At 74.1% G+C, this 23852-nt stretch carries 22 protein-coding genes; 19 read left to right on the top strand and 3 right to left on the bottom strand.

Annotated features, from left to right (window positions below; genetic code table 11):
- Positions 1-123: 123 nt before the first annotated feature.
- On the bottom strand, positions 124-339 hold the full coding sequence (locus ACFVS0_RS13860) for a YtxH domain-containing protein (RefSeq protein ID WP_430563912.1): 216 nt from the start codon (positions 337-339) through the stop codon (positions 124-126).
- 305 nt (positions 340-644) lie between these two features.
- Between ACFVS0_RS13860 and ACFVS0_RS13855 the strand changes: the two genes are divergently transcribed.
- The 16 genes from ACFVS0_RS13855 to ACFVS0_RS13780 all read left to right on the top strand — a co-directional run bounded on the left by ACFVS0_RS13855 (position 645) and on the right by ACFVS0_RS13780 (position 19924).
- Positions 645-1958 (top strand): geranylgeranyl reductase family protein, encoded by a 1314-nt coding sequence (locus tag ACFVS0_RS13855; protein ID WP_430588281.1) that lies wholly within the window; start codon positions 645-647, stop codon positions 1956-1958.
- A gap of 76 nt (positions 1959-2034) precedes the next feature.
- Positions 2035-2397, top strand: a complete 363-nt coding sequence (locus ACFVS0_RS13850; RefSeq protein WP_429735904.1) for an NADH-quinone oxidoreductase subunit A — start codon at positions 2035-2037, stop codon at positions 2395-2397.
- A gap of 117 nt (positions 2398-2514) precedes the next feature.
- Entirely contained in the window at positions 2515-3066 is a 552-nt protein-coding gene (locus ACFVS0_RS13845) for a NuoB/complex I 20 kDa subunit family protein (RefSeq protein WP_380245150.1), read from the top strand.
- Positions 3063-3791, top strand: a complete 729-nt coding sequence (locus tag ACFVS0_RS13840) for an NADH-quinone oxidoreductase subunit C (protein WP_430550578.1) — start codon at positions 3063-3065, stop codon at positions 3789-3791. Before ACFVS0_RS13845 ends, ACFVS0_RS13840 begins: the two co-directional genes overlap by 4 nt.
- Positions 3788-5134, top strand: a complete 1347-nt coding sequence (locus ACFVS0_RS13835; protein WP_430550577.1) for an NADH-quinone oxidoreductase subunit D — start codon at positions 3788-3790, stop codon at positions 5132-5134. Before ACFVS0_RS13840 ends, ACFVS0_RS13835 begins: the two co-directional genes overlap by 4 nt.
- On the top strand, positions 5131-5967 hold the full coding sequence (gene nuoE / locus ACFVS0_RS13830) for an NADH-quinone oxidoreductase subunit NuoE (RefSeq protein ID WP_430585329.1): 837 nt from the start codon (positions 5131-5133) through the stop codon (positions 5965-5967). Before ACFVS0_RS13835 ends, nuoE begins: the two co-directional genes overlap by 4 nt.
- Positions 5960-7294, top strand: coding sequence for an NADH-quinone oxidoreductase subunit NuoF (gene nuoF, locus ACFVS0_RS13825; RefSeq protein WP_430550575.1), 1335 nt, complete (start codon positions 5960-5962; stop codon positions 7292-7294). Before nuoE ends, nuoF begins: the two co-directional genes overlap by 8 nt.
- Positions 7294-9951 carry an NADH-quinone oxidoreductase subunit G gene (locus tag ACFVS0_RS13820; RefSeq protein WP_430588280.1) on the top strand — a complete coding sequence of 886 codons (2658 nt, stop codon included), beginning with the start codon at positions 7294-7296 and terminating at the stop codon, positions 9949-9951. The genes nuoF and ACFVS0_RS13820 overlap by 1 nt, the downstream gene beginning before the upstream one ends.
- Positions 9948-11306: an NADH-quinone oxidoreductase subunit NuoH gene (gene nuoH, locus ACFVS0_RS13815; RefSeq protein ID WP_430550573.1), complete on the top strand. Its 1359-nt coding sequence runs from the start codon at positions 9948-9950 to the stop codon at positions 11304-11306. Before ACFVS0_RS13820 ends, nuoH begins: the two co-directional genes overlap by 4 nt.
- Positions 11303-12082, top strand: a complete 780-nt coding sequence (gene nuoI / locus ACFVS0_RS13810) for an NADH-quinone oxidoreductase subunit NuoI (RefSeq protein WP_430550572.1) — start codon at positions 11303-11305, stop codon at positions 12080-12082. The genes nuoH and nuoI overlap by 4 nt, the downstream gene beginning before the upstream one ends.
- Positions 12083-12129: 47 nt before the next feature.
- Complete coding sequence (locus tag ACFVS0_RS13805; RefSeq protein WP_430550770.1) at positions 12130-12957, top strand: NADH-quinone oxidoreductase subunit J; 828 nt, start codon at positions 12130-12132, stop codon at positions 12955-12957.
- Positions 12957-13256 (top strand): NADH-quinone oxidoreductase subunit NuoK, encoded by a 300-nt coding sequence (nuoK, locus tag ACFVS0_RS13800; RefSeq protein WP_430550571.1) that lies wholly within the window; start codon positions 12957-12959, stop codon positions 13254-13256. The genes ACFVS0_RS13805 and nuoK overlap by 1 nt, the downstream gene beginning before the upstream one ends.
- A 28-nt stretch (positions 13257-13284) precedes the next feature.
- Positions 13285-15210 (top strand): NADH-quinone oxidoreductase subunit L, encoded by a 1926-nt coding sequence (nuoL, locus tag ACFVS0_RS13795; protein ID WP_430588279.1) that lies wholly within the window; start codon positions 13285-13287, stop codon positions 15208-15210.
- A gap of 94 nt (positions 15211-15304) precedes the next feature.
- On the top strand, positions 15305-16948 hold the full coding sequence (locus ACFVS0_RS13790; RefSeq protein WP_430588306.1) for an NADH-quinone oxidoreductase subunit M: 1644 nt from the start codon (positions 15305-15307) through the stop codon (positions 16946-16948).
- Positions 16945-18711 (top strand): NADH-quinone oxidoreductase subunit NuoN, encoded by a 1767-nt coding sequence (gene nuoN, locus ACFVS0_RS13785; protein ID WP_430588278.1) that lies wholly within the window; start codon positions 16945-16947, stop codon positions 18709-18711. Before ACFVS0_RS13790 ends, nuoN begins: the two co-directional genes overlap by 4 nt.
- 268 nt (positions 18712-18979) lie before the next feature.
- The gene (locus ACFVS0_RS13780; protein ID WP_430550768.1) at positions 18980-19924 is read left to right on the top strand and encodes a polyprenyl synthetase family protein; all 945 of its coding nucleotides are present in this window, start codon (positions 18980-18982) and stop codon (positions 19922-19924) included.
- Positions 19925-19986: 62 nt separating this feature from the next.
- Here ACFVS0_RS13780 and ACFVS0_RS13775 read toward each other — a convergent pair whose 3' ends face one another.
- Complete coding sequence (locus ACFVS0_RS13775; RefSeq protein WP_430588277.1) at positions 19987-20565, bottom strand: prepilin peptidase; 579 nt, start codon at positions 20563-20565, stop codon at positions 19987-19989.
- Between the two features lie 82 nt (positions 20566-20647).
- Entirely contained in the window at positions 20648-21499 is an 852-nt protein-coding gene (locus tag ACFVS0_RS13770; RefSeq protein WP_430588276.1) for a UbiA family prenyltransferase, read from the bottom strand.
- Positions 21500-21641: 142 nt separating this feature from the next.
- Here ACFVS0_RS13770 and ACFVS0_RS13765 point away from each other — a divergent pair, with 142 nt between their 5' ends.
- The 3 genes from ACFVS0_RS13765 to ACFVS0_RS13755 form a co-directional block, all read left to right on the top strand.
- Entirely contained in the window at positions 21642-22724 is a 1083-nt protein-coding gene (locus tag ACFVS0_RS13765; RefSeq protein ID WP_430588275.1) for a type III polyketide synthase, read from the top strand.
- The gene (locus tag ACFVS0_RS13760) at positions 22721-23245 is read left to right on the top strand and encodes an isoprenylcysteine carboxyl methyltransferase family protein (RefSeq protein ID WP_430585336.1); all 525 of its coding nucleotides are present in this window, start codon (positions 22721-22723) and stop codon (positions 23243-23245) included. Before ACFVS0_RS13765 ends, ACFVS0_RS13760 begins: the two co-directional genes overlap by 4 nt.
- Positions 23245-23852: NAD(P)/FAD-dependent oxidoreductase (locus ACFVS0_RS13755; RefSeq protein WP_430588274.1), on the top strand; the 608-nt coding region annotated here is incomplete at its 3' end. The genes ACFVS0_RS13760 and ACFVS0_RS13755, both read left to right, overlap by 1 nt.

The following is a 23852-nucleotide window of genomic DNA, read 5'->3' as shown; positions in this document are numbered from 1 at the left end:
GAGGAGAAAGGGGCGTACTGAGCTCCCGCCGAAGCCGGCGCGGGGCTCGTTTGGGGGGGGGTGCTCCTTCCCCTACCCTGTCGCCTCCCCCCCCCCCCCCCCCCGCTGCCGAACAGATCGTGGTCAGCTGCCTGCCGTGCGGTCCTTGAGCCCGCTGCCCTGCTCCTTGGCGAACTCGGTGACGCTGCTCGTGACGTCCGAGACCTTGGCCTGCACGCGCGGGTCGTTCCAGGTCTCCGTCGCCCAGTCCTTGGCCTTGTCCAGCTGCTGCCGGCCCCTCTCGGTGCCGAGCAGGTAGCCGAGCGCCGCGCCGACGACGAATGCCGGTCCTGCCTTCATGTGTCGCGCCTCCTCGTAGGTCGTGCCGATGGTGGTTGCTGGCGGTCGTGGTCGTGGGTCGTGCGCACGACCGTAGGCACGCCTGCCGTCGTACGCACCCCGCGACATGCCGACCGCGGCACCCTGCCGGACCTGCGGGGACGCGGGCCGGTGCGCCTGCGGCGCGCCGCCCGGGCGCAAGGAAGGTTTACCTTCCTACACAGCGCCGCCCGATCGTGACTAGAGTGCTCGCAAGAGTTGTGATCAGGTTCACAAGTCCGCCCCGGCACCGTCGCCGGGGCGCTTCGAGGGATCGAGGTGAGCACGTGCGGTCAGGTCGCGTCGACGACGCCGACGTCATCGTCGTGGGCGCCGGCCCGGCCGGTACGTCCACGGCCCACTGGTGCGCCGCCGCGGGCCTCGACGTGCTCCTGCTCGACAAGGCCTCCTTCCCCCGCGACAAGGTGTGCGGCGACGGGCTGACTCCCCGTGCCGTCGGCGAGCTGGCCCGCATGGGGCTCGGCACCCGCGAGGACGACGGCTGGATCCGCAACGAGGGCCTGCGCGTGGTCGCGGGCGCCCGGTCGTGGGAGCTGCCCTGGCCCGACCTCGACTCGTACCCCGGCTACGGCATGGCCCGCGCGCGGACGTCGCTCGACCACCGGCTCGCGCAGCACGCGCAGGCGAGCGGCGCCAAGCTGCTCGAGCGCACCAAGGTGACCGGCCCCGTCCTCGACGAGCGCGACGGTCGCGTCGTGGGCGTGCGGGCGCAGGCCCTCGACGGCCGCGGTCGCGCCGACGGCGCCGAGACGACCTACCGGGCGCCCGTCGTGGTCGCCGCCGACGGCGTCTCCTCCCGCTTCGCCACCGGCCTCGGCATCGCCCGCCGCGACGACCGACCGCTCGGCACGGCGGTGCGCACGTACTTCCGCACCGAGGGCACGTCGCGGCACGAGGACGCGTGGATGGAGTCGCACCTCGAGCTGTGGGACGGCGCCCCGGTGGCGTCGAACCTGCTGCCGGGCTACGGCTGGATCTTCGCGCTGGGCGACGGCACCGCGAACGTCGGACTCGGCTCGGTGAGCTCTACGCCCGCCCGTCAGTCCGCCCACGGGCACGACTACAAGGGCCTGATGCAGGCCTGGATGCGCAACGCCCCCGCGGAGTGGGGGTTCACCCCCGAGAACCAGGTGGGGCCGATCCGCGGGGCCGCGCTGCCGATGGGCTTCAACCGCACGCCCCTGTACCGCGACGGCGCGGTGCTCGTGGGCGACGCGGCCGGCATGGTCAGCCCGTTCAACGGCGAGGGCATCGCCTACGCCCTGCAGGCGGGCCGCGTCGCGGCCGACGCGATCGCCCAGGCGCGCACCCGCGCCACGGACGACGCGCGCGAGCGGACGCTCGCCTCCTACGGGGACCGCATGCGGGCCGACCTGGGCGGCTACTACACGCTGGGCCGCTGGTTCGTGCGGTTCATCGAGCACCCGCAGGTCATGCGGATCTGCGTGCGGTACGGGCTGCCGCGGCCGGTGGTCATGCGGTTCGTGCTCAAGCTGCTGTCCGACTGCTACGAGCCGCGCGGCGGTGACTGGGTGGACCGGGTCATCGCGGGGCTCACGAGGGTGGTCCCGGCGGCATGAGCGCACACGAGCACAAGGGAGTGGTCGAGATGCACGAGGTCGACGAGCGCGCGGCCGTGCGGACGGGGGTCCTGCGATGACGAACCCGTACGTGCCGGTCCTCATGCTCATGGGCGTGGCCCTGGTGCTCGCCGTGGGCGGCGTGGCGGCGAGCGCCGTCATCGGGCCCAAGCGCTACAACCGGGCCAAGCTCGACGCGTACGAGTGCGGCATCGAGCCGACGCCGCACGCGGTCGGCGGTGGGCGGCTGCCGGTCAAGTACTACCTGGTGGCGATGACGTTCATCGTCTTCGACATCGAGGTCGTCTTCCTCTACCCGTGGGCGGTGGACTTCGCCGTGCTGGCCGGCTTCGGCCTCGTCGCGATGCTCACGTTCCTCGCCCTCATTACCGTCCCCTTCGTCTACGAGTGGCGGCGCGGGGGCCTCACCTGGGTCTAGGCCCGCACGCACGACCAGCACCACCCAGCACGACCAGCACCACCCAGCACGACACGGCACAACGGACGGCATCGGCGCCGAGGATCCTCACGCCGATGTTCACGAAGGGGAGGGGTCATGGGCCTGGAAGAGGCTCCGTCGGGCTTCCTGCTGACGACGATCGAGGACCTGGCGGGCTACCTGCGCAAGGCGTCCGTCTGGCCGGTGACGTTCGGGCTGGCGTGCTGCGCCATCGAGATGATGGCGGCCGGCGCGTCGCGGTTCGACCTGTCGCGGTTCGGCATGGAGGTCTTCCGGGCCTCGCCGCGGCAGGCGGACCTCATGATCGTGGCGGGCCGGGTGAGCCAGAAGATGGCGCCCGTCGTGCGGCAGGTCTACGACCAGATGAGCGAGCCCAAGTGGGTGCTGTCGATGGGCGTGTGCGCGTCCAGCGGCGGCATGTTCAACAACTACGCGATCGTGCAGGGCGTCGACCACATCGTGCCGGTCGACGTCTACCTGCCCGGCTGCCCGCCGCGCCCGGAGATGCTCATCAACGCGATCCTCGCGCTGCACCAGCACATCCAGGACTCGCCGCTGGGCGTGAACCGCAGGGAGGCGGCCGCGGCCGCCGAGGCGGCGGCGCTCGAGGCCACCCCGACGTTCGAGCTCAAGGGGCTGCTGCGATGACCGGCGAGCTCGTCCCCGAGGGCGCCCCGGACGCCCGCCGGCCGGAGGTCGTCGAGGTGCGGCACGGCATGTTCGGCGTCCGCGGCTCCGGCGACACCTCCGGGTACGGCGGCCTGGTGCAGCCGGTCGCGATGCCCGCCGCCGCCACGAGGCCGTACGGCGGCTGGTTCGACGAGGCCGTGGACGTGCTGGCCGAGGTGCTCGGTGAGGCGGGGGTCGCGTTCGACGACGCGGTGGAGCGCGTGGCCGTCGACCCGCACACCGACCCGCCGAGCCCCCACGCCGAGCTCACGCTGCACGTGGCGCGCGAGCACCTGCTGGCCGTCTGCCGGGCGCTGCGCGACGACCAGGACCTGCGGTTCGAGCTCAGCCTCGGGGTCTCGGGCGTGCACTACCCCGACGACGCCGGGCGCGAGCTGCACGCCGTCTACCACCTCACCTCGGTGACGCACGGCCGCCGCGTGCGGCTCGAGGTGTCGGTGCCCGACGCCGACCCGCACGTCCCGTCCACCACGTCGCTGTACCCCACCAACGACTGGCACGAGCGCGAGACCTGGGACTTCTTCGGGATCGTCTTCGACGACCACCCCGGACTGGCGCGCATCGAGATGCCCGACGACTGGCCGGGCCACCCGCAGCGCAAGGACTACCCGCTCGGCGGCATCCCCGTGGAGTACAAGGGCGCCACGGTGCCGCCGCCGGACACGAGGAGGTCTTACTCGTGAGCACTGGAACCTTCAGCGCCACCCGCCCGCCCACCGCCGACGAGTTCGACCCGGGGATCCCCGGGTTCGAGGCGTCGGGGGGCGACTGGGACGAGATCGCCCGCGAGGCCGTGGGCGAGGAGCGCATCGTCGTCAACATGGGCCCCCAGCACCCGTCGACGCACGGGGTGCTGCGCCTCATGCTGGAGATCGACGGGGAGACGGTCACCGAGGCCCGCTGCGGCATCGGCTACCTGCACACCGGCATCGAGAAGAACATGGAGTTCCGCACCTGGACGCAGGGCACCACGTTCTGCACCCGGATGGACTACCTGGCGCCGCTCTTCCAGGAGACGGCGTACTGCCTCGCCACCGAGAAGCTGCTCGGCATCACCGACGACGTGCCGGAGCGGGCGTCGATCATCCGCGTGCTGATGATGGAGCTCAACCGGGTGGCGTCCCACCTCGTCTGCCTGGGCACGGGCGGCAACGAGATGGGCGCGACGACGGTCATGACGATCGGCTTCACCGCCCGTGAGGAGATCCTGCGGCTGTTCGAGGCGGTCACCGGGCTGCGGATGAACCACGCGTACGTGCGGCCGGGCGGCGTCGCGCAGGACGTGCCGGACGGCTTCGAGGACCAGGTGCGGGCGGCGCTGCCGAAGATCCGCCACTACCTCGGCCAGCTCGGCGACCTCATGCTCGCCAACCCGATCTTCAAGGCGCGCCTCACCGACGTCGGCGTCCTCAACCTCGCCGGCTGCATGGCGCTGGGCGTCACCGGCCCGGTGCTGCGCTCCACGGGGCTGCCGTACGACGTGCGCAAGGCCTTCCCGTACTGCGGGTACGAGACGTACGACTTCGACGTGCCGACCTCGACCGACGCGGACTGCTACTCCCGCGTGGTGCTGCGGATCGAGGAGTGCTACCAGTCGCTGCGCATCGTGGAGCAGGCGCTCACCCGGCTCGAGGCGACCTCGGGGGCACCGGTCATGGTGGCGGACAAGAAGATCGCGTGGCCGGCGCAGCTCGCGGTCGGCGGCGACGGTCAGGGCAACTCGCTCGACCACATCCGCCAGATCATGGGTACCTCGATGGAGGCCCTGATCCACCACTTCAAGCTCGTCACGGAGGGCTTCCGGGTGCCGGCCGGGCAGGTGTGGCAGACCGTCGAGCACCCGCGCGGCGAGCTGGGCGTGCACGCGGTGTCCGACGGCGGCACCAAGCCGTACCGGGCGCACTTCCGCGACCCGTCGTTCAACAACCTCCAGGCCGTGTCGGTGATGTGCGAGGGCGGCCAGGTGGCCGACGTCGTCGTGGCCGTCGCGTCCCTGGACCCCGTGCTGGGAGGGGTCGACCGATGACGGCAGAACCCACGAGCGCCCGTTCGGCCACGCGGTACGACGCCGACACGCTCGCGTCGCTGGCGGCCGACGCCGCCGCGATCAAGGCGCGCTACCCCGACCCGCGCTCCGGCCTGCTGCCGATGCTGCACCTGGTGCAGTCGGTGGACGGGTACGTGAGCCGCGACGGCATCCTGTTCTGCGCCGAGCAGCTCGGGATGACGCCCGCCGAGGTGAGCGCCGTCGCGACCTTCTACACCCAGTACAAGCGGCACCCCAACGGCACCTACACGGTGGGCGTGTGCACGAACACGCTGTGCGCGGTGATGGGGGGTGACGCGATCTTCGACGAGCTGAGCGAGCACCTCGGCGTCGGGCACGACGAGACCACCGACGACGGCGCGATCACGCTCGAGCGCGTCGAGTGCAACGCCGCCTGCGACTACGCGCCGGTCGTGATGGTCAACTGGGAGTTCTTCGACAACCAGACGCCGGAGTCCGCCACGGACCTCGCCGACCGCCTGCGGGCGGGCGAGCAGGTGGCGCCCACGCGCGGCGCGTCCTCGGTGTGCGGCTTCAAGCAGATGAGCCGCGTGCTCGCGGGGTTCACCGACGGCCGCGCGGACGAGGGCGTGGGCGCGGGGGAGCCGACGCTCGCCGGGCTGCGGCTGGCGCGCGCCGCGGCCGCCGTCGACGGCGGGGAGCCGTCCGGCGGGCCCGCCGCGTCGCCCGACGGTGAGTCCGCGGCGTCGTCCGCCGAGGTGCCGCCGGAGACCGGGACGGCGCAGTCCAGCGCGGAGCGCAAGCCCACGACCGAGGACGATGTCGAGCCGAAGGGTGGCAGCGATGACTGATCTCATGCCGGTGCTCACGGACACGTGGGACGCCGACCGGTCGTGGAAGCTCGCGTCGTACGAGGCCGCCGGCGGGTACGCGGGGCTGCGCAAGGCCCTGGCGACGGAGCCCGCCGACCTCGTGCAGACGGTCAAGGACTCGGGCCTGCGCGGCCGCGGCGGCGCCGGCTTCCCGACCGGCATGAAGTGGGGCTTCCTGCCTCCGCCGGACGGCGGCCCGCGCTACCTCGTGGTCAACGCGGACGAGTCCGAGCCGGGCACGTGCAAGGACATCCCCCTGATGCTGGCGAGCCCCCAGCACCTGGTGGAGGGCATCGCGATCACGAGCTACGCGATCGGCTGCCACCACGCGTTCGTGTACGTGCGCGGGGAGGTGCTGCACGTGTACCGGCGGCTGCTGGCCGCGGTGCAGGAGGCGTACGACGCCGGGTACCTCGGCAAGGACGTGCTCGGCTCCGGCTTCGACCTGGACGTCACCGTGCACGCGGGCGCCGGCGCCTACATCTGCGGCGAGGAGACGGCGCTGCTCGACTCGCTCGAGGGCAAGCGCGGCCAGCCGCGGCTCAAGCCGCCGTTCCCCGCGGTCGCGGGCCTGTACGCGCGGCCCACGGTGGTGAACAACGTCGAGTCCATCGCGTCGGTGCCCGGCATCGTGGCGCGCGGCGCGGACTGGTTCGCCGGCATGGGCACCGAGAAGTCGCAGGGGCACGGCCTGTTCTCCCTGTCCGGGCACGTGACCCGGCCGGGCCAGTACGAGGCGCCGCTCGGCATCACGCTGCGCGAGCTGCTTGACCTCGCCGGCGGGATGCGGGCGGGGCACGAGCTGAAGTTCTGGACTCCGGGCGGGTCGTCGACGCCGCTGTTCACCGCCGACCACCTCGACACCCCGCTCGACTACGAGTCGGTGGGCGCGGCGGGCTCGATGCTCGGCACCCGCGCGCTCCAGCTCTTCGACGACACGACGTGCGTGGTCCGCGCGGTCAGCCGGTGGACCGACTTCTACGCGCACGAGTCGTGCGGCAAGTGCACGCCGTGCCGCGAGGGCACCTACTGGCTCAAGCAGGTGCTGCACCGCATCGAGGCGGGGCAGGGCGAGGAGCGCGACGTCGACCTGCTGCTCGACCTGTGCGACAACATCCTCGGCCGCGCGTTCTGCGCGCTCGGCGACGGCGCGACGTCGCCGGTGACGTCGAGCATCCAGCTCTTCCGCGACGAGTACGAGGCGCACCTCACCGGCCGCGGGTGCCCCTTCGACCCGAGCGCCAGCGCGCTGTTCCCGTACACCCCCAAGCAGACGCCGGCGCTCGCCGGGGCGGGAGGTCACTGATGACGGCGACCACGGACAAGTCGACGGCGGCTGCGCCTCCGGTGGAGACGGTCACGCTCACCATCGACGAGGTCGAGGTGACCGTGCCGAAGGGCACGCTGATCATCCGCGCGGCCGAGCAGGTGGGCATCCAGATCCCGCGGTTCTGCGACCACCCGCTCCTCGAGCCCGCCGGCGCGTGCCGGCAGTGCCTGGTCGAGGTCGCGATGCCCGACCGCGACGGCAACGTGCGGCCCATGCCGAAGCCGCAGGCCTCGTGCACGATGACGGTCACGCCCGGCATGGTCGTCAAGACCCAGCGCACGTCGCCGGTCGCGGACAAGGCGCAGCACGGTGTCATGGAGCTGCTGCTCATGAACCACCCGCTGGACTGCCCGGTGTGCGACAAGGGCGGCGAGTGCCCCCTGCAGAACCAGGCGATGACCAACGGGCGCGCGGAGACGCGGTTCGAGGACGTCAAGCGGACCTTCCCCAAGCCCATCGCGGTGTCCACCGAGATCCTGCTGGACCGGGAGCGCTGCGTGCTGTGCCAGCGCTGCACCCGGTTCAGCGACGAGATCGCGGGCGACGCGTTCATCGCGCTGCAGGAGCGCGGCGCGCACCAGCAGATCGGCCGGTTCGACGAGACGGTGCTGGACTTCACGCCCCCGCCCGGCGAGCCCGCCGAGGCGACGTTCGGGTCCGCCGCGGCCACGGCCGGCGGGCAGCCCTTCGCGTCGTACTTCTCCGGCAACACCGTGCAGATCTGCCCGGTGGGCGCGCTCACGGGCGCGGCCTACCGGTTCCGGTCCCGGCCCTTCGACCTGGTGTCGACGCCGGGGATCTCCGAGCACGACTCGTGCGGCTCGGCGATCCGCGTCGACCACCGGCGCGGCGTGGTGCTGCGCCGACTGTCGGGGGAGGACCCGGCGGTCAACGAGGAGTGGATCACCGACAAGGACCGCTTCGCGTTCACGTGGCAGGCGGCGCCCGACCGGCTCACGGTCCCGCTGGTGCGGGACCGGGTGCTCGGCCAGGACGGCGCCGTCGTGTCCCGCGGCGAGCTGCGCCCCGCGTCGTGGGTCGAGGCGCTCGAGCTGGCGGCCGAGGGCCTGGCCGCGGCCCGCGCGGCCGGCGGGGTCGGGGTGCTGCCCGGCGGCCGGCTGACCGTCGAGGACGCGTTCGCCTGGTCGCGCTTCGCGCGCACCGTGCTCGGCACCGACGACGTCGACCAGCGGGCCCGCGTGGGCTCGGCGGAGGAGACGGCGTTCCTGGGCCACGCGGTGGCGGGCACCGGCATCGGCGTGACGTTCGGCGACGTCGAGGCCGCACCGGCCGTGCTGCTGGCCGGCCTGGAGGCCGAGGAGGAGGCGGGCGTCACCTTCCTGCGGCTGCGCAAGGGGGTGCGCAAGCACGGCACGACGGTGTGGTCGATCGCCCCGTTCGCGAGCCGCGGCCTCGCCCGGCTGGAGGGCGAGCTGCTGCCCGCCGCCCCCGGCACCGAGGCGGAGTGGCTGGGCATCCTCGCCACCCGGGCGGGCGGCGGTCTGGTGCCCGCGGACTCGGACGCGGGCACGCTGGGCGCCGTCGCCGACGGCCTCGCGACGCCCGGCGCGCTGATCCTCGTGGGCGAGCGGCTCGCGTCGGCGCCCGGCGCCTACGGGGCGGTCCTGCGGCTCGCGGAGGCCACCGGCGCCCGTGTCGCCTGGGTCCCGCGCCGCGCGGGGGAGCGCGGCGGCCTCGAGGCGGGCCTCCTGCCGGGACTGCTGCCCGGCGGACGCCCGCTGACCGACGCCGCGGCCCGTGCCGAGGTGGCCGCGGCCTGGGGCGTCGACGCCGACGCGCTGCCGTCCGCCCCGGGGCGCGACGTCGCGGAGATCCTCGACGCCCTCTCGGTCGGCCAGCTCGGCGGCGCCCTCGTCGGTGGCGTCGAGCTCGCCGACCTGCCCGACCCGGCGCACGCCCGGCGGGCGCTCGGCGCGGCGGGCTTCGTGGTCTCGCTCGAGGTCCGGAGGACCGAAGCAGTCGAGCTCGCTGACGTCGTGCTTCCTGTTGCTCCTCCCGTCGAGAGGGCGGGGTCGTACTGGAACTGGGAGGGCCGCGTCCGCGCGTTCGGCCAGGCGCTGGAGTCCGCCGCGCTGCCCGACCACCGGGTGCTCGACGCGTTGGCCGCGCAGGCGGGCGTCGCGCTCGGCGCGGCGACGCCGCTCGACGCGCACCGGGCGATCGCGGCCCTGCCCGCGTGGGGCGGCACCCGCGTGCCGGCCCCGCAGGCCGAGCCGGTCGAGCCGCCCGTGGTGCCGGCCGGGTCCGCCGTGCTGGCGAGCTGGCACCTGCTGCTCGACGACGGGGCCCTGCAGGACGGCGAGCAGTTCCTCGCCGGCACGGCCAAGCGGCCCGTCGCGCGGATGTCGGCGGCCACGGCGGCCGCCGTCGACGTGTACGACGGCGACCGGGTGACCGTGGCCACCGACCGCGGGACGGTGACGGTGCCGGTCGCGATCACGGAGATGGTCGACCACGTCGTGTGGCTGCCGCTCGCGTCGCGCGGGTGCCGGGTGCACGACACGCTCGGCGCCGCGCCGGGCGACCTGGTGCGCATCGGACCGCCGGAGGCGGTCGCCGCCGGCGGGGTCCCAGGCTCGACCGACGAGAAGGCACAGGGAGGGGCCGCATGATCCCCGGGGTCGCGTCCGACTTCAGCAACGACTGGCTGTGGGTGTCGCTGATCAAGGCGGTGCTCATCGTCGTCTTCCTCCTGACCAGCGTGCTCTTCGCCATCTGGTTCGAGCGCAAGGTCGTGGCGCGCATGCAGGTGCGCCCCGGCCCCAACTGGCACGGCCCGTTCGGCCTGCTGCAGTCGCTCGCGGACGCGATGAAGCTGCTGCTCAAGGAGGACGTGAACGTCACCCGGGCGGACCGGATCGTGTACCTGCTGGCACCGATGATCTCGGTGTTCTGCGCGCTGCTGGTGTTCGCGGTCATCCCGTTCGGGCCCGAGGTGACGATCCCGTTCACCGACTACACGACGCCGGCCCAGCTGACCGACTTCCCGGTGGCGGTCCTGTACGTGCTGGCCTGCGCGTCGATGGGCGTCTACGGCATCGTGCTGGGCGGCTGGTCGTCGGGCTCCACCTACCCGCTCCTCGGGTCCGTGCGGTCCACGGCCCAGGTGATCTCGTACGAGCTCGCCATGGGGCTCTCGCTGGTCAGCGTGTTCATCATGGCCGGCTCGATGTCGACCTCGCAGATCGTGGCGTCGCAGACCAGCATCTGGTGGTTCCTGCCGCTGCTGCCCGCGTTCGTCGTCTACGTCATCTCGATGATCGGCGAGACCAACCGGCTCCCGTTCGACCTGCCGGAGGCCGAGGGCGAGCTCGTCTCCGGCTACATGACCGAGTACAGCTCGATGAAGTTCGCCTGGTTCTTCCTGGCGGAGTACATCAACATGCTCAACGTCTCCGCCGTCGCCACCACCCTGTTCCTCGGCGGCTGGCGGGCGCCGTGGCCGCTGTCGGCGATCAACGACGGGATGTTCAACACCGGCTGGTGGCCGGTGCTGTGGTTCCTGGTCAAGCTCTGGCTGGTCATGTTCGTGTTCGTCTGGGTGCGCGGCACGCTGCTCCGCCTCCGCTACGACCAGTTCATGTCGTTCGGCTGGAAGGTGCTCATCCCGGTCGCGCTGGTGTGGGTCGTGGTGCTGAGCGTGTTCCAGTACCTCGGCCTCGCGGGCGTCACCCGCACCCAGCTCATCACCGGCGTCGCGGTCGCGGCGGTGGTCGTCATCGGCCTCCTGTGGCTCTGGCCCGACCGGAAGGCGAAGGCCGCCGACGGCGCCGGTCCACCGGGCGGCTCTCGCCGTCCGGCCGGGGACTTCGACGCCTTCGCCGACGGCTTCCCCGTGCCGCCGCTCCCGGGCCAGGCCCTGCCGCCGTCGCCCCGCGCGCGCCGGCACGTGATGCAGGCCGCCGACGTCCCGGGCGCGTCCGCCGCCCCCGACCCCGCCGTCGACCGATCCGAGGAGACGCGATGACCGACAAGCCGTACGAGCCGCTGCGCCCGTCCAAGGGGCCGCTCGGGGAGCTGTTCGCCCCGGTGGCCGGGTTCGGCGTGACGTTCTCGTCGATGTTCCGGCCCACGGTGACGGAGCAGTACCCCCGCAAGAAGACGGCGCCGCAGCGCCGGTACCACGGCCGTCACCAGCTCAACCGCTACGCCGACGGCCTGGAGAAGTGCATCGGCTGCGAGCTGTGCGCGTGGGCGTGCCCGGCGGACGCGATCTACGTGGAGGGGGCGGACAACGCCGAGCTGCCCGACGGCGCGCACCTGTCGCCCGGTGAGCGCTACGGCCGCGTCTACCAGATCAACTACCTGCGCTGCATCTTCTGCGGGCTGTGCATCGAGGCGTGCCCCACGCGGGCGCTCACGATGACCAACGACTACGAGCTCGCGGGCCCCGACCGCGCCGGGATGATCTACGAGAAGCAGGATCTCCTCGCCCCGCTCGCCGAGGGGATGCTCGCCGCGCCGCACCCGATGGTCGAGGGGACGACGGACACCGAGTACTACCGCGGCGAGGTCACCGCGCCGACGGCGCAGCAGGTCGACTGGGTGCGCGAGCACCGGCCCGACGACCCGACCCTGGACGCCGCCGCCCGCGTGGTGCACGGGGACGCGCCGCCCCCGACCCCACGTCGGCACCGGCTGCGCGGCAGCGCCACCAAGGCCGCCGTCGCGACCCGGCAGGCCGCCGAGGGCGGTCATGTGGCGACGCTGCCCACCCCCGACCTCACGGACGGCCGGCCGTGACCGCGTCGGGCGCGGAGGCCGCGCTGTTCTGGGTGCTCGCCCCGCTCATGGTGCTCGCCGCGCTCGGGCTGCTGTTCGCCCGCAAGGCCGTGCACGCCGCGGTGTGCGTGATGTTCGTGATGGTCGGGCTGGCCATCTTCTACGTGGCGCAGGAGGCGCCGTTCCTCGGCGTCGTGCAGGTGGTCGTCTACACCGGCGCCGTGATGATGCTCTTCCTGTTCGTGCTCATGCTGGTGGGCGTCGACTCCGCGGACTCGCTGACCGAGACCATCAAGGGCCAGCGCGGGCTGGGCGTGCTGCTCGGCCTCGGGCTGGTCGTCGTGCTGCTCGGCGTGGTCGCGCAGGCGACGTTCCCGCCCGCCGTCGGGCTGGCTGCGAGCGAGGAGCTCACCAACCCGGTGGCACTGGCCCGGGTGCTGCTGGGCGACTACGTCCTCGCGATGGAGGTGGTCGGCGTCCTGCTGGTCACCGCCGCGCTGGCCGGCCTGGTGCTCACGCACCGCCGCCGGCTCAGCGTGCGGCCCACGCAGCGCGTCCTCGCGCAAGCTCGCGTCGCCGCCCTGCCGCACGGCAGCACGCTCACGCCGCTGCCCGCGCCCGGCGTCTACGCGCAGAACAACGCCATGGACACGCCGGCGCTCGGACCCGACGGCGAGCCGCTGCCGCACTCCGTGCCGCGCGTGCTGCGCATCCGCGGGCAGGAGCGGTCGGCGACGGCGGTCCTTGCCGAGGAGGAGACGCTCGTGGCGCGCGACGACCTGCGCCTCCTCGGCGTCGGCCCCGCGGCGGACACGACGGTCGAGCAGACCGGCGACCCGGTCGCGACGGGCGCGACCGACGAGGGCTCCGGCGACGACGACGGGGAGGTGCGCTGATGGAGATCACGAACTACCTGGGGCTGGCCGCGATCCTGTTCGCGATCGGTGCGACGACGGTGCTGCTGCGGCGCAACGCCATCGTGGTGTTCATGGGCGTGGAGCTCATGCTCAACGCCACCAACCTCGCGTTCGTGACGTTCGCGCGCATCCACGGCGACGTGACGGGCCAGGTGCTCGCGTTCTTCGTCATGGTGGTCGCCGCGGCCGAGGTCGTGGTGGGCCTCGCGATCATCATCACGATCTTCCGTTCCCGTAGGTCGGCCTCGGTCGACGACGTCAACCTGCTGCACAGCTGAGAGGCGACCTGTGGACACGCAGACGACGATGCAGACTCTCTCCCTCGCCCCCTGGCTGGTCGCGACCCCGATGATCGGCGCCCTCGTGCTGCTGGTCGCCGGTCGGCGCACCGACCGGTGGGGGCACTGGCTGGGCGTGCTGGCCAGCGCGGCGACGTTCGTCGTCGGGCTGGTGATCCTGCTCGACATGCTCGGCACCCCCGCCGACCAGCGGGTGGGCACCCACACCGTGGGCACCTGGATCGACTCGGGGCCCCTGCACGTGGACCTCGGGTTCCAGGTGGACCCGCTGTCGATGACGTTCGTGATGCTCGTGACGTTCGTCGGCACGCTGATCCACGTGTACTCGGTGGCGTACATGGGCCACGACGTCGACCGGCGCCGCTTCTTCGGGTACCTCAACCTCTTCGTCGCGGCGATGCTGCTGCTGGTGCTCGCCGACTCCTACCTGCTGCTCTTCGTCGGCTGGGAGGGCGTGGGCCTGGCGTCGTTCCTGCTCATCGGGTTCTGGGACGGCAAGCGGGAGAACGCGGTCGCGGGCAAGAAGGCGTTCGTCATGAACCGCGTCGGCGACATGGGGCTCATCGTCGCGATGATGCTCCTGCTCGCGACCTTCGGTTCGCTGAGCTTCGGCACGGTGCTGCCGGCGGCCGGCGAGGGGGCGACGGCGGCCGGTCAGGGCGTCATGACGGCGATCGGCCTCATGCTCCTGCTGGCGGCGTGCGGCAAGTCGGCGCAGCTGCCGCTGCAGGCGTGGCTCGGGGACGCGATGGCCGGCCCGACGCCGGTGTCCGCGCTGATCCACGCGGCGACGATGGTGACCGCCGGGGTGTACCTGCTGGTGCGCTCGGGCCCGATCCTCGAGGCGGCGCCGGACGCGCAGCTCGTCGTCGCGATCGTCGGCGCGCTGACCCTGCTGTTCGGGGCGATCGTCGGTACCGCGAAGGACGACATCAAGAAGGCGCTCGCGGCGTCGACGATGTCGCAGATCGGCTACATGATGCTCGCCGCCGGCCTGGGGCCGGTCGGGTACGCGTTCGCGATCTTCCACCTGCTCACGCACGGCTTCTTCAAGGCGGGGCTGTTCCTCGGCGCCGGGTCCGTGATGCACGCGATGGACGACGACGTGAACATGCGGCGCTTCGGCGGGCTGTCCCGTCTGCTGCCCGTCACGGCCATCACGATGGGCCTGGGCTGGCTCGCCATCCTCGGGGTGCCGCCGTTCTCGGGGTTCTGGTCGAAGGACAAGATCATCGAGGCGGCGTTCGTCGGCGAGGGCTGGCGCCCGTGGGTCTTTGGCATGGCGGCGCTGCTGGGCGCCGGGATCACGGCGTACTACATGTCCCGGCTGTTCTTCATGACGTTCCTGGGGCGGCGCCGCTGGAGCGACGGCGGGCCCGGCGACGACGGTGCGCCCGTGCGGCACCCGCACGAGTCCCCGCGCCTCATGACCTGGCCGATGATCGTGCTGGCCGTGGGGTCGGTGGCCCTCGGCGGGATCCTGGCGATGGGCGACCGGTTCGTCACGTGGCTCGAGCCGGTCACCGGGCACGCCGAGCACCACGAGCCGGTGCTCCCGGTGGGGCTGCTCATCGCGCTCACGCTGCTGCTCGTGGCGCTCGGCATCGTGCTGGCCTGGCGCCAGTACGTGGTCGCCGCGGTGCCGGTCGAGCCGCCTCCGGCGCCCGCCGTCGTGCGGGCGGCGCGGGTCGACCTGTACCAGGACGCCGTCAACGAGTCGCTGGTCATGCGGCCGGGGCAGTACCTCACCCGGGCGCTCGTGTACTCGGACCGCACGGCCGTCGACGGCGGCTGGCTGGGCCTGGCCGGCGGCATCGGGCGCCTCGGCTCCCGGCTGAGGCGGATGCAGAACGGCTACGTGCGGTCGTACGCGGCGACCATGCTGGGCGGCCTCGGCGTCGTCGGGCTGGTCGTCTGGGTCCTGGCGAGCTGAGCGGGGTGGCGGGAGCGATGGCGATGACGCCGAACACGACGCCGAACACGACGCCGGACACGGTGTCGACGACGAAGGACGGGGAAGCATGACGATGTCCGCAGGGTTCCCCTGGCTCACGGTCCTCATCGTGTGGCCGCTGGTGGCCGCGGCCGCGACGGCCCTCACGGGCGTGGGCCGGGGCCGCCCGGCCGCCGGCCCGGTCACCGGGGGCAGGTTCGGTGCGGGCGCCGCTCGCACGGTCGCCCTGGTCGGCGCGCTGGTGGAGGTCCTCCTGCTGGTCGGGGCCTTCGCGGCCTTCGACACCGGCGACGCGGGGACCCACCAGCTCACCGAGACGTACTCCTGGATCCCGCCGATCGGCGCCAGCTATGCCGTCGGCGTCGACGGCGTGGGGCTGCTGCTGGTCGCGCTGTCGGTGGGCCTGGTGCCCCTGGTGATCCTCGCGGCCTGGCGCGAGCAGGGCGGCGACCACGTGCGGCTGCGCCGCTACCTCGCCACCGTGCTGCTGCTCGAGGCGTTCATGGTGACGGTCTTCGTCGCCCGCGACGTGTTCCTCTTCTACGTGGTGTTCGAGGCCATGCTCATCCCGGCGTACTTCCTCATCGGCGGGTTCGGGCAGGGGCCGCAGCGCCGGTACGCGGCGGTGAAGTTCCTGCTGTTCTCGCTGGCCGGCGGCCTCGTGATGCTGGTGGGCGTCATCGCGCTCTACCTGCAGGTGCCGGCCGCGGACCGCGGCCCGCAGACGTTCCTCACCGACAACCTCACGGGGCTGACGCTCGACCCGACGGCCGAGAAGCTCATGTTCTGCGCCTTCTTCCTCGCGTTCGCGATCAAGGCGCCGATGTTCCCCGTGCACTCGTGGCTGCCCGACGTCACGCAGCACTCGACGCCCGGCACCTCGACGCTCCTCATCTGCGTGCTCGACAAGGTGGGCACCTTCGGGATGCTCACCCTGTGCCTGCCGCTGTTCCCCGAGGCGAGCCGCTGGGCGGCACCGTTCGTGATCGTGCTCGCGGTGATCTCGATCCTGTACGGCGCGGTCCTCGCCATCGGCCAGAGCGACCTGCTGCGCCTCATCGGCTACACGTCGGTGTCCCACTTCGGGTTCATCGTCCTGGGCATCTTCACCTTCACGTCGCTGGGCACCGCGGGCTCCGGCCTGATGATGCTCAACCACGGCATCTCCACCGGGGCGCTGTTCCTCGTCGCCGGGTTCGCGATCGCGCGGCACCCGCGCCAGAGCCAGCTCATCGGCGACTACGGCGGCCTGCGCCGGGTGGCGCCGATCCTGGGCGGCACGTTCCTCGTCGCCGGCCTGTCCGCGGCGGCCCTGCCCGGCCTGGCGACGTTCGTCTCCGAGATCATGGTGTTCCTCGGGTCGTACGCCCGCTGGCCCGCCGCCGTGCTCGTGGCCGTGCCCGCCGTCGTCCTCGCCGCGGTCTACGTGCTGCTCACCTACCAGCGCATGTTCACGGGGGAGACGACGCCGGAGCTGGCGTCCGCGCGCGACCTCGACGGCCGGGAGAAGACCGTGGCCGGCGTGCTCGTGGGGGCCCTGCTCGTGCTCGGCCTCGTGCCCGGGCCGGTGCTCGACTACGTGCGTGCGCCGGGGGAGGTCGCCGTCGAGCACGTCGGCGAGACGGATCCACCTCCGGTGGTCGAACCGGTCGAGACCCAGGCGATGGTCGCGACGGGCTCGGCTGACGGGAGCTTCACCGAGGGGAGCCAGCTGTGAACGACTTCGTCGCCCCGACCATCGACTGGGCCGCCGTGTCGCCGGTGCTGATCGTGCTGGCGGCGGGCGTGCTCGGCGTCCTGCTGGAGGCGTTCGTGCCGGCGAAGGCCCGACGCGCGACGCAGCTCACGCTCACCCTCGCGGCGCTCGCGGGCTCGCTCGTCGCGGTCGGGCTGCTCTGGGAGCGGGTGCAGGAGAACGCGGTGTCGGTGGTGGGCGGGTCGTACCTGCTGACGCCGTTCGGCCTGGGCGTGCAGGCCGTGATCGGCGTGTGCGCGCTGCTGGGCGTGCTCGTCGTCGCGGAGCGCACCACCACCGGCCAGGACGCGTTCGCGCCGTCCGCGGCGGCGGTGCCGGGCACGGCCTACGAGGACGAGACGCGCCGTGCGGGCCTCCAGCAGACCGAGATCTACCCGCTCCTGCTGTTCTCGACCGGCGGCATGCTGCTCTTCCCGGCCACGGACGACCTCATCGTCATGTTCGTCGCGCTCGAGGTGCTGTCGCTGCCGCTGTACGTGCTGTGCGCGACGGCGCGCCGCCGCCGGCTCCTCAGCCAGGAGGCCGCGTTCAAGTACTTCGTGCTCGGCGCGTTCGCCTCCGCGCTGTTCGTCTTCGGCATCGCGCTCGTCTACGGTTTCGCCGGCACGGTGCGGCTGCAGGGCGTGGTGCAGGTGCTCGCGGACCCGGCCGTCTCGCCGCTGGGGTCGATGACGGCCCTGGTGGTGGTCGGGCTGCTGTTGGTGCTCAGCGGGCTGCTGTTCAAGATCGGCGCCGCGCCGCTGCACGCCTGGACCCCGGACGTGTACCAGGGCGCGCCCACGCCGATCACGGGCTTCATGGCGGCGTGCACCAAGGCCGCCGCGATGGGCGCGCTGGTGCGCGTGCTGTTCACGCTGGCGAACGGCCTGAGCCCCGCCGTCCGGCACGACGTGGAGGTCGCGCTCTGGGCGGTCGCGATCCTCACGATGCTGATCGGCACCGTCGTCGGCGCGGTGCAGACGGACGTCAAGCGCCTGCTCGCGTACTCCGCGATCGCGCACGCCGGGTTCCTCCTGGTCGGCGTGGTCGGGATGGACGAGGCCGGCTCGCGGGCCGTCCTCTTCTACCTGCTCGCGTACGGGCTCGCGTCCGTCGGCGCGTTCGCCGTCGTCACGCTCGTGCGCGAGCGCACCGTGTCGGGCGACGACGACACCGCCGAGAGGGGGGCCGGTGGGCCGGTCCCCGACGACGGCGTGGTGCTGGGCGAGGCCACCCGCCTGGCGCAGTGGACGGGCCTGGGGCGGCAGGCCCCGTGGCTCACGGCGGCGTTCTCGCTGTTCCTCCTGTCGATGGCGGGGATCCCGCTCACGGCCGGGTTCGTGGCGAAGTTCGGCGTCTTCTCGGCCGCCGTCGACGCGGGGGCGTGGCCGCTCGCGCTGCTCGGCGTGCTCGCGTCCGCCGTCTCCGTCTTCTTCTACGTCCGGGTCATCGTGCTCATGGTCCTCACCCCGCCGCCCGGCGGTGAGCAGGGCACGACGTCGACGGGCGCGGCCTCGTCGGGGACGACGGACGGCGGTGAGCAGGGCGGCGGCAGCGGTGGCACCGCCACGGTGACGGGCGCCGCGACCCGCACGCTCGTCTCGCGGACGGTCGTGACGGTGGTGGGCTCGCGTGGTCCCGCGGCGTTCGCGATCGCGGTGTGCGCGGTGGGCGTGCTGCTCCTCGGCATCCTCCCGTCGGGCGCGCTGGACCTGGTCGGCCAGGCGGCGCAGTTCCGCCCCTGACGACCTCCGGTCGGCGGTCCGTCCTCGGGTCGGCCCACGTTCGCGCCGACCCCAGGACGGGTGGCCGGCCCGGCGCACCCGCCGGGGTGTCCGACCTGACGCGGCCGAGGGCCGTCTCGGTGCGGTGTTCGGCGCCCCGGCCGGATAGGTTCGGACAGTGACTCGCGCTCCTTCCGCCTCGGCCCCCCGGCCCGGGCCCACGCCGCCCCCGGCGCCTCCGGCGATCCCGCTGTCCGACCCGGCGCTCGCCGACCGGCTCGCCGAGCGCATGACGCGGGTGGACGCGGCGCTCGACGAGGCCGTGGCCTCGGCGGACGCCCTGGCCGACGACGCGTCGCGGCACCTCGTCGCGGCCGGTGGCAAGCGGTTCCGCCCGCTGCTCACGCTGCTCGCGGGCGAGCTGGGCGACGGGTCGCGCCCGGAGCTCGTGGACGCGGCGGTCGTCGTGGAGCTCACGCAGGTCGCGTCGCTGTACCACGACGACGTCATGGACTCCGCGCCGCTGCGCCGCGGGGCCCCCGCGGCGCACACCGTGTGGGGCAACTCGGTCGCGATCCTGGTGGGCGACCTCCTGTTCGCCCGGGCGTCCGCGCTCGTCGCCGGCCTCGGCCCGGAGGCGGTGGTGCTGCAGTCGCGCACCTTCGAGCGCATGTGCCTCGGCCAGCTGCACGAGACGATGGGGCCGCGTGCCGACGACGACCCGGTGGAGCACTACCTGCAGGTGCTCAGCGACAAGACGGCGTCGCTGCTCGCGACGTCGGCGCGCCTCGGTGCGATGTTCGGTGGGTGCGAGCCGGCCGTCGTCGACGCCGTGGCGGCGTACGGCGAGAAGGTGGGCGTCGCGTTCCAGCTCGCCGACGACGTGCTCGACATCGCGTCCTCCGGCGACGAGTCCGGCAAGACGCCCGGCACCGACCTCCGCGAGCACGTGCCGACGATGCCCGTGCTGCTGCTGCGCCAGCGGGTCGCGCAGGGCGAGGGCTCCGCGGCGGACGCGGCGCTCGTCGCCCGGCTCGACGGCGACCTCGCCGGCGACGACGCGCTCGCCGACGTCGTCGCGGAGCTGCGGGCGCACGACGTGCTCGCCGAGACCCGCGCCCTCGCCGGCCGGTGGGCGCGCGAGGCCGCCGCGGAGCTGGCGCCGCTGCCCGACGGCCCGGTGAAGCAGGCGCTCGCCGACCTCGCCCAGGCGCTGGCCGACCGGACGGTGTGACCGGCCGCCGCGACCTGACTCCGACCTGACTCCGGCCTGCCTCGTGACCGGGCGTCGACGGGCTAGGCGGAGGCCAGCCGGGCGAGCGTCACCGCGATCGCCGCGCCGGCGAGCAGGTACGGGCCGAAGGCCAGCGACGTCCCGCGCGACGCCCGCCGGGTGGCCATGAGCACGATCGCCACGGCCCCGCCGAGCAGGATCGGGAGCACCGCCGCGGCGACGAGCGTCGACCACCCGTACCAGGCGGTGACGAGGCCGAGCAGCGCGGCCAGCTTGGCGTCGCCGCGCCCCATCCCCGAGCGGTGCGCGAGGTGCAGCAGCAGGTACGCGCCGCCGAGCAGGAGGCCGCCGAGGAGCGCCCGCAGCGCCTTGTCCCACGTCCCGCCGCCGAGCGCCGCGAGGGCGAGGAGCGCGCCGACGACCGCCGTCGTCGGGTAGGTGAGGGCGTCCGGCAGCCGGTGCGTGCGGGCGTCGATCACCCACAGCGCGGCCCCCGCCACGGCCGCGACGACGAGCGCCGGCGTCGACCAGCCGGGTCCGCTCGCCCAGACCGCCCAGGCCGCGGCGAGGGCGGCTCCCCACGTCGCCGCGCGGCGGTGGGGCGCGACCTCGGCACGGGCACGCTGGAGGATCGGGGGCACGTCGGGATGCTATGCGCCGGCGTCGGGGCGCCGGGGGCGCCGTCCACAGCCCGTCCCGCCGCTCCGGGCGGCGCGGGCCGGGTCAGCCCGGGAGCGCCACGGCGTCGGCCGCGAGGACGAGCTGCACGACGCACACCACCGCCACGGCCAGGCTCAGCAGGAACGGCGCGCGGCTGTGCGGCCGCACGAGCCCCACGGTCCCGGCGAGGGCGGCCAGCACGACCGCGCCGCCCGTGAGCGCCGCCGACGCGGCGGAGGGCGGGCCCGGCGGGCCGAGGAGGATCACGACGCTGCCCGCCGCCAGGACCACGGGCGCCAGCACGCTCGCGCCCCGGCGCCCCAGGCGGTGCGGCAGCCCCCGCACCCCGGTGGCGTCGTCGTCCTCCAGGTCCGGCAGCACGTTGGCGAGGTGGGCGCCGACGCCGAGCAGCGCGGCCGCGCCGACCGTCCAGCCCGCGACGACGCGACCGTCGCCCGCCGCGGCCACCACGAACGCGGGCAGCAGGCCGAAGCTCACGGCGTAGGGCAGCCACGACAGCGGCGTCGACTTGAGCCGCGCGTTGTAGGCCCAGGCGCTGCCGACCGCGGCGACGTGCAGCAGCCCCGGCACGAGCCCCGTCGCGAAGGACAGGACGACGCACCCGGCCAGGGCGGCGATGGCGGCCGTCCGGAGCGTGCGGGGCGCGACGGCGCCCGTCACGGTCGGCTTGTCCGCGCGTCCGACGCGGCGGTCGCGCGCGGCGTCCAGCCAGTCGTTGCTCCACCCGACCGACAGCTGGCCGGCGGCGACGGCCGCCGTGACGAGCAGGGCGCGGCCCCCGGGGAGGCCGACGCCGACGGCGAAGACCAGGGCCAGCCCCGTGACCACGGCCGCGGGCGCAGGGTGCGTGGCGAGCAGGATCCCGCGCACCCGTGCCGCCGCGTCGCTGCCCATGACGGGAAACTACGCCTGTCGCCCCGTGACCCGGGGCAGGACGCGGGTTCTCGCGACGGCAGGAGGGCTCGCTGCGCGCGTCTCCCGCGTCCGGCGGGGTGCCCGCGCGCGGGAGAGCGGCGCCGGTGCCACGATGCGAAGCATGTCGCGCGTCCTCGCCGTCGCCCCCGTCCTGCCCGGTCCGGCGTACCCCCAGGGGCGGATCGCCGAGATGGTCGCCCCGCTGCTGGCAGACGCGGGGCCGCGCCGCGAGCTGGCCCGCCGGCTGCACGCCGCGGCCGGCGTGCGCACCCGGCACCTCGCGCTCCCGCTCGCCGACTACGAGCGGCCGTTCGGGTTCGCGGACGCCAACGCCGTGTTCGCCCGCGAGGGGGCGGCGCTGGCCGAGCGGGCGTGCCGGGAGGCACTGGCGGCCGCGGGCGTGGAGCCGGGCGACGTCGACCTGCTGTTCTTCACGTCGGTGACGGGCGTGGGCGCGCCGTCGGTCGACGCCGGGCTGGTGGCCCGTCTGGGGCTGCGGCCCGACGTGCGCCGCGTGCCCTCCTTCGGGCTCGGGTGCGCGGGTGGCGCCGCCGGGCTGGCGCACCTGCACGAGTACCTCGCGGGGCACCCGGACGAGGTCGCGCTGCTGGTCTCCGTCGAGCTGTGCTCGCTCACGCTGCAGCGGGACGACGGCTCGACCGCGAACCTGCTCTCGTCCGGCCTCTTCGGGGACGGGGCGAGCGCGGTGGTCGTCGCCGGCGACGACGTCGTGCCCCGCGGCCCGCGCCCCGCGCCCTGGGTCGTGGACGCCCGCGGCCGGCTCTACGCCGGCACCGAGCGGCTCCTGGGGTGGGAGGTCCGGGACACCGGGTTCGGCATCGTGCTGTCGGCGGAGCTGCCGCAGCTGCTGCGGGCGCACCTCGCGGGGGACGTCAAGGACCTGCTGGCGGCGCACGGCCTGGAGCCGGCCGACGTCGGCACCTGGGTGGTGCACGCCGGTGGGCCGAAGATCGTCGACGCCGTGCGCGACGCCCTCGACCTGCCCGAGGAGGCGCTGGCCCGCACCCGCGCGACGCTGGCGGCCGAGGGCAACCTGTCGTCGTCGTCCGTGCTGCACGTGCTCGCGGCGACCCTCGACGACGGTGCGCCGCCGCCGGGCGGGTGGGCGGTGCTCATGGCGTTCGGGCCCGGCGTGGCGGTCGAGCTGGTGCTGCTGCGCGCGGCCGCCGCGGGGGCGGCATGAGCGCGGCGCTCTACGCCGCCCTGGTGCTCGCGACCGGCGTGGAGCGGCTGGCCGAGCTCGTGGTCTCGGCGCGCCACGCCCGCTGGTCGTTCGCGCGCGGGGGCGTCGAGTCCGGCCGCGGGCACTTCCCGGCGATGGTCGCCCTGCACACCGGCCTGCTGGTGGCGTGCGTCGTGGAGGTCGTCGTCGCCGACCGGCCCTTCCTGCCGTGGCTGGGGTGGCCCATGCTCGCGCTCGTCCTCGCGAGCCAGGGGCTGCGCTGGTGGTGCATCGCGACGCTGGGGGAGCGGTGGAACACGCGCGTGATCGTGGTGCCCGGGCTGCCGCTGGTGCGCCGCGGCCCCTACCGCTGGCTGGCGCACCCCAACTACGTGGCCGTGGTCGTCGAGGGCGTCGCGCTGCCGCTGGTGCACACGGCGTGGGTGACGGCGCTGGTGTTCACCGTCCTGAACGCCTGGTTGCTGCTGGGCTTCCGCATCCCCGCGGAGGAACGCGCGCTGCGGGCCGTCGAGGCCGGCTGATGTCCGGCCGCCCGCCCGACCAGGGCGTCGACGTCGAGACGGACGTGCTGGTGGTCGGCGGCGGCCCCGTCGGCCTCGCGGCGGCGATCGAGGCTCGGCGGGCCGGGCTGGGCGTCGTGGTGCTGGAGCCCCGGTCGGCACCGGTCGACAAGGCGTGCGGCGAGGGGCTGATGCCGGGCACGCTCGCCGCGGTGCGGCGGCTGGGGGTCGACCCGCCGGGCTGGCCGCTGCGCGGGATCTCCTACCGCCAGGACGGGGTGGCCGCCGACCACCGGTTCGCGGCCGGGCCCGGCCGTGGTGTGCGCCGCACCGCCCTGCACGCCGCGCTGCACGCGGCCGCGCTCGACGCCGGCGCGTCCGTGCTTCCCCGGCGCGCCGGGGCGGTGGTGCAGGACGCCGAGGGCGCCGTGGCGGCGGGGGTCCGCGGCCGCTGGCTGCTCGCCTGCGACGGGCTGCACTCGCGGGTGCGGAGGGAGGTGGGGCTCGACCTGCGCGACGACGGGCCCCACGGCGTCGCGCGCCGGCGCGTCGGCCGCAAACAGAGGCGGCGGTTCGGGCTCCTCCAGCACCTCCTGGTGCCACCGCGGGCAGACCCGGTGGAGGTGAA

This window comes from Isoptericola sp. NPDC058082, from assembly GCF_042885055.1.
Lineage (GTDB): Bacteria > Actinomycetota > Actinomycetes > Actinomycetales > Cellulomonadaceae > Isoptericola.
The sequence above is the reverse complement of the archived record's forward strand: the minus strand, read 5'-3'. Positions and strand labels throughout refer to the sequence as shown.